Raw genomic sequence first — 4,652 nt, 5'->3', positions numbered from 1 at the left:
GCGTACGGGTCAATGGCGTCGACGTCGAGCCCGGTGCCGAGCAGCGCGACGACTACGGGCTGAACTGCCGCCTCTACCGCGCCGACGGTGCGCGGGACGGCCTTCCCGCGAGCGAATGGATCGAGGTCGCGCTGCGGGCTGCGGGCCGTGGACGTTGAACTCGGTGGCGCGCGGCAGAAGCTCGTCGCAGTGGGTCGGCGAACCCGGCGCGGACCGTGACGCAGCGGCGGCGTGCGCCCACGGTCACAGGAAGTGCGCCGCGGAGGCAGGCGCACCCCCTACGATCACCCGCAATGAGGACCCATGAGTTCGACCGCCGATCCCTGCTCGCCGGTGCCGCGGCCGGCGCCGTCCCGTTCCTGCTGCCGTCCGGCGCCACCGCCGCCGCGCGTCGGAGGGTCCGGCCGCTGACGGAGGGCGTGTTCGACTGCGGGGTCATGGCCGGGATCCCGGGTCGCCACGCGATCACGCTGTGGACGCACGTCGGTCAGATCGAACGGTCGGGGACCGTGCGTCTCGAGATCGCCGCCGACGAGTCGTTCAAGCGCGTGGTCCACAGCCAGAACGTGCTCGCCACCGGGGTGCGCGACTTCACGGCCCGCGCGACCGTGCGGTCGTCGAAGATCCTGCAGCCGGGGGAGCGCTATTGGTACCGGTTCGCCACGCGGGCGGGCTCCTCGCGGGTCGGGCGCTTCACGACCGCGCGTCCCGCCGACTCGCGCGAGCGCCTGCGCGTCGGGTTCTTCTCCTGCCAGAAGTGGTCCTCCGGCCTGTACCCCGCGCACGCGGGACTCGCGCGCGAGGACCTCGACCTCGTCCTGTGCCTGGGTGACTACATCTACGAGGGCGGCGGGGCCGATCAGGAGATCGGTCGCGTCGACGAGATCGGCCCGAACGGTCAGGCCGAGACGCTCGACGAGTACCGCCAGAAGTACCGCCTGTACCTGTCCGACCCGGACCTGCAGGACATGCACGCCTCCGCGGCCTTCGCCGGGATCTGGGACGACCACGAGGTGGAGAACAACTACGCCGGCGAGTCGCCCGGGACGCTCTCCGCCTCCCGGCGCCGGGTCGATCCCGCGACGCGCAAGCGCAACGGGTACACGGCGTTCTTCGAGTACGGGCCGCGGAACACGATCCGGCAGGAGCGGTTCCGCTCCTACCGGCGGATCCGGCTCGGCGGGCTGGCCGACGTCCTGCTGCTCGACACGCGCCAGTACCGCGACGACCAGGCCTGCGACCAGGAGGTCGTGCCCTGCGAGGGCATGTCCGACCCGTCGCGGACGATGCTGGGCGCGTCGCAGAAGGCGTGGCTGAAGGGCGCGCTGACGGACCCGGGCTCGCGCTGGAAGGTCGTGGCCAACCAGGTCGTCGCGATGGGCCTGGACTCCGTCCCGGGCTTCCCCCTGAACCCGGACCAGTGGGACGGCTACCCCGGCGACCGGACCGAGGTCTTCGACCACGTGCGCCGGCACGACGTCCGCGGGGTGACGATGGTCACCGGGGACATCCACACGTTCTTCGCCGGCGACGTGTACCCCGGGGGTCGCGCCGACGGCGGACGTCCGGCGGCGACGGAGTTCGTCGGCGGCTCGATCTCGTCGTTCGGACTCGAGCAGGAGTTCGGCTCACTCACGCCGATGGCGGAGGCCGGTGTCGTGACGACCAACTCCCCCCACCTCAAGTACGCCCAGCTCAGCCGCCGCGGCTACGGCGTCCTCGACCTTCAGCACGACGAGTTGCGCGCGACGTTCCGCTCGCCGACGACGGTCCGCAAGCGCGACGCCCCGATCGAGACGATCGCCGGGTTCGTGGTCGACCACGCGGAGGGCAGTGTGCATCGGAGCTGAGGGGGTCGAAACCAGGTGGCGTGCCTGGCTGGGGCAGCTGTCGTCGGGGTGCGTCAGTCGGGGATGACGCGCAGGTGACGCCGTCCGCGCAACTGGTACGAACGGAAGTGGGCGTCGAGCGTGAACATCACCTTGTCGCCGCGAGCCTCCGCGAGTGCGATCAGGGTCGCGTCGGCCAGGTCCATCGGGTGGTCCCGATAGCTCCGCATGAGCTCGATCGCGCGCGCCGTGAGGTCCGGCGTCGGCTCCGCGAGCACCAGGAGGTCGCGCTGAACGAGCTTCCAAAGAGCGTCCTGAGCGGGCCATCCGGCCGCGCGACCGAGCAGGTAGATGGCTTCCGTGAAGGCCGGCCACGTCGTCGTGAGTGGCAGCGCCAGCGTGTCCAATGCTCGCTGGCACCGTTCGTGGTCGGGCTCGCCGGCGTCGATCAGCGCCACGAGTGGTCCAGCGTCGACGAGCGTCACCTCGACCGCTGGCGCTCGGTCACCAGGTCGCCGAAGGCCTCACCTGTCCGTCTCGCCCGCCCACCGTCGGAGCGAACGGCGCCGATCACGTCGGCCAGCCCTGGGCGGGGTTCGGCGAGCGTGCGCCGTGCACGTTCAGCGGCGGCGCGGCGCAAGAACTCGGAGACCGACTCGCCCTCCTGGGCGGCCGCACGGCGGATCAGCTCGTCGAGCTCTGGGTCGAGTCGCAGGCTGCGCACGCCAGCCACCGTATCACTCGCTGTCATGGCGTATCACGCGGCGGGTACGCGGTTGGGCCGTCGTCGAACGGGTCGACCTCCTCATCGCAGCCACCGACCTCGAGACCGAACTCCTCGGCGAGCTCCGCGTACACGTCCTTGAACGGCACGGCGCGCCCGGTGACGCCGTCGATCACGAGTCGGTCCCCGAGCGGTGCGGCGAGGTACACGTGGACGGGGCCTTCCGTGACCTCCGGCTCGACGTTGTAGGTCGGGGTGCAGACCGTGGCGTAGACCACGACCACGAGGTCGGTCTCCTCCACGAGGACATCGTCGAGGTGCTGGGAGCGGGTCGTCGCATAGCGCAGCTGCAGTCGGCCGGGCTCGCGCTCCATGTATCCGTCGCAGATGAGCGGCTCGAGCCGGCGCGGGCCCTCCGCGTGCACGGTGACGTCGACACGCGGTCCGAACACCGCACGCCCGCGGGTCTGCGCGGCGTCGCGGTCGCGGGCTGCCAGGAGCACCCATCGCTTGCGCCGCTGGATGCCGTCGGCAAGGACGACGATCCCGTGCCCTAGCAGGGCGGCACGATCCTCGCGGGAGACGAACATCCAGCTCGCGTCGGTCTTGGTCGGGACGTCGGGACGGTCGAACATGCGCCCAGAATGCGCTCGCGCGCCGCACGACGCACGCGGCGACGCAGAGAAGTCGCGGCGCCGTGACGACCTCGTGGCGAACCTCGCCTACGCCGTGGGCGCCGGACCCAGGTACTCCGACTCGAGCACGAGGTCCTTGAGCAGCGTCTGGTACTCCGCGTGGGTCGCGTGCTCGGTCGTCCGCCAGGCCGTCCCCTCGTGCTCCTGCATGAATGACCGATAGGCGGGCGCGCCCGGGAACTTCACGTTGTCCGCGACGAGGACCGACCCCGCGTGGAGCCAGCCGCGCTCCAGGAGCAGCTTCGTGTCGGACAGGTAGTGGTCCTTGTCGTGGTCGAGGAACACGAAGTCCACGCTGCCGGGGGCGAACCCGTGCTCCGCGCCAAGCGCGTCGAGGGTCGCACCCCCGTCGCCGAGCGTACCGACGACGACCGTCGCACGATCGTCGATCCCGGCGTGACGCCAGATGTCGCGCGTGATCTGCGCATTGGCCTCCAGGAACTCGACCGACACGAGTCGCGCTCCCTCGGGCATCGCCCGCGCCATGCGCAGCCCGCTGTAGCCCACGTAGGCACCGAGCTCGAGGATCAGCCTCGGCTGCGCGCGGTGCAGTGCCGCGTCGAGGATCGCGCCCTTCTCGTCGCCGACGTTGATGAGGAACTTCTCCTCGTAGGCGTACTCGTCGATCGCGCGGATCACGGCGTCGAGATCGCCGGCCGGCGCGTTGGCGAGCACGTGGTCGCGCACCGCCGCCTCGCGCCCGTCCCCGACCTGCCACTCGGTGGTCAGCGTGCGGATCCCGAACATCATCCGCAGGAACGACCAGCGCAGGAACGGCACGCGGACGCCGAGGCTTCGTCGTGGGCGCATGGGGTAACGCTAACGCGCCGCTCCCGTGACCTTCATTCCTCGGGCTCACCTTGCGGGAACTGCGGCCCGAGGCAACCTGGCGAACCGACCAGGCTCGCGCCCCAGCGCCTGTAGGCGGCGCGAGGCGGCCGCAGAGAAGACCGACGTGCGCGCCCTCGACTTCACAAGATAGGTCGGCACTCGTTGCGTTCACCGGCATCGAGGCCGCGATCAGCGGTCGCTCGAAGCCCTGCGCAGCCGGTGCAGCGGAGCGTGCCCCCGCTTGCCCGCGGCCTCGACGAGCTCCAGCGCCCGCAGGCAGTAGGCGGCGCGCTGGGCGAGCGCGACCGGGCAGCGCAGCGCGGCGGCCAGCTCGCGGGTCGTGAACGCGTCATCGGGGAGCGGGGGCAGCGCGCTCAGGAGATCGTCGGGCCGTCGCAGCTCGACGCGCTCGAGGACCTCGACGAGGCGACGCTCGCCGCTGTCGCTCTGCCGTCGCCGGCGGCGTGCCGTCGTCGCGGTGCGGACGTGGTCCTCGCTCGTGAGGATCACCTCGACGACGAGGTTCGGGTGGTCGAGCAGGGTGGGGAGGCCGGCGAGGGCGTGGAAGAGCTC

The 4,652-nt window shown here is 71.3% G+C and carries 5 protein-coding genes and 1 pseudogene; 1 reads left to right on the top strand and 5 read right to left on the bottom strand.

What is annotated here, in order from left to right; translation table 11 throughout:
- The first annotated feature begins 293 nt into the window (after nucleotides 1-293).
- Nucleotides 294-1,850 (top strand): alkaline phosphatase, encoded by a 1,557-nt coding sequence (locus tag ABYE80_RS17365; RefSeq protein WP_372791565.1) that lies wholly within the window; start codon nucleotides 294-296, stop codon nucleotides 1,848-1,850.
- A gap of 53 nt (nucleotides 1,851-1,903) precedes the next feature.
- Here the strand turns inward: ABYE80_RS17365 and ABYE80_RS17360 are convergent, their stop codons facing one another.
- From ABYE80_RS17360 to ABYE80_RS17340, 5 genes and pseudogenes are all read right to left on the bottom strand, one after another.
- Nucleotides 1,904-2,314 carry a type II toxin-antitoxin system VapC family toxin gene (locus tag ABYE80_RS17360; protein ID WP_372791564.1) on the bottom strand — a complete coding sequence of 137 codons (411 nt, stop codon included), beginning with the start codon at nucleotides 2,312-2,314 and terminating at the stop codon, nucleotides 1,904-1,906.
- Entirely contained in the window at nucleotides 2,311-2,553 is a 243-nt protein-coding gene (locus ABYE80_RS17355) for a DUF1778 domain-containing protein (protein ID WP_372791563.1), read from the bottom strand. The genes ABYE80_RS17360 and ABYE80_RS17355 overlap by 4 nt, the downstream gene beginning before the upstream one ends.
- A gap of 23 nt (nucleotides 2,554-2,576) precedes the next feature.
- On the bottom strand, nucleotides 2,577-3,188 hold the full coding sequence (locus ABYE80_RS17350) for a hypothetical protein (protein ID WP_372791562.1): 612 nt from the start codon (nucleotides 3,186-3,188) through the stop codon (nucleotides 2,577-2,579).
- Nucleotides 3,189-3,275: 87 nt separating this feature from the next.
- Nucleotides 3,276-4,058 (bottom strand): O-methyltransferase, encoded by a 783-nt coding sequence (locus ABYE80_RS17345; RefSeq protein WP_372791561.1) that lies wholly within the window; start codon nucleotides 4,056-4,058, stop codon nucleotides 3,276-3,278.
- A 210-nt stretch (nucleotides 4,059-4,268) separates the two neighbouring features.
- Nucleotides 4,269-4,652, bottom strand: a pseudogene (locus tag ABYE80_RS17340) (hypothetical protein); the annotation flags it as partial.

This window comes from Paraconexibacter sp. (assembly GCF_041602235.1).
In the GTDB taxonomy this organism is placed as follows: domain Bacteria; phylum Actinomycetota; class Thermoleophilia; order Solirubrobacterales; family Solirubrobacteraceae; genus Paraconexibacter.
The sequence above is the reverse complement of the archived record's forward strand: the minus strand, read 5'-3'. Positions and strand labels throughout refer to the sequence as shown.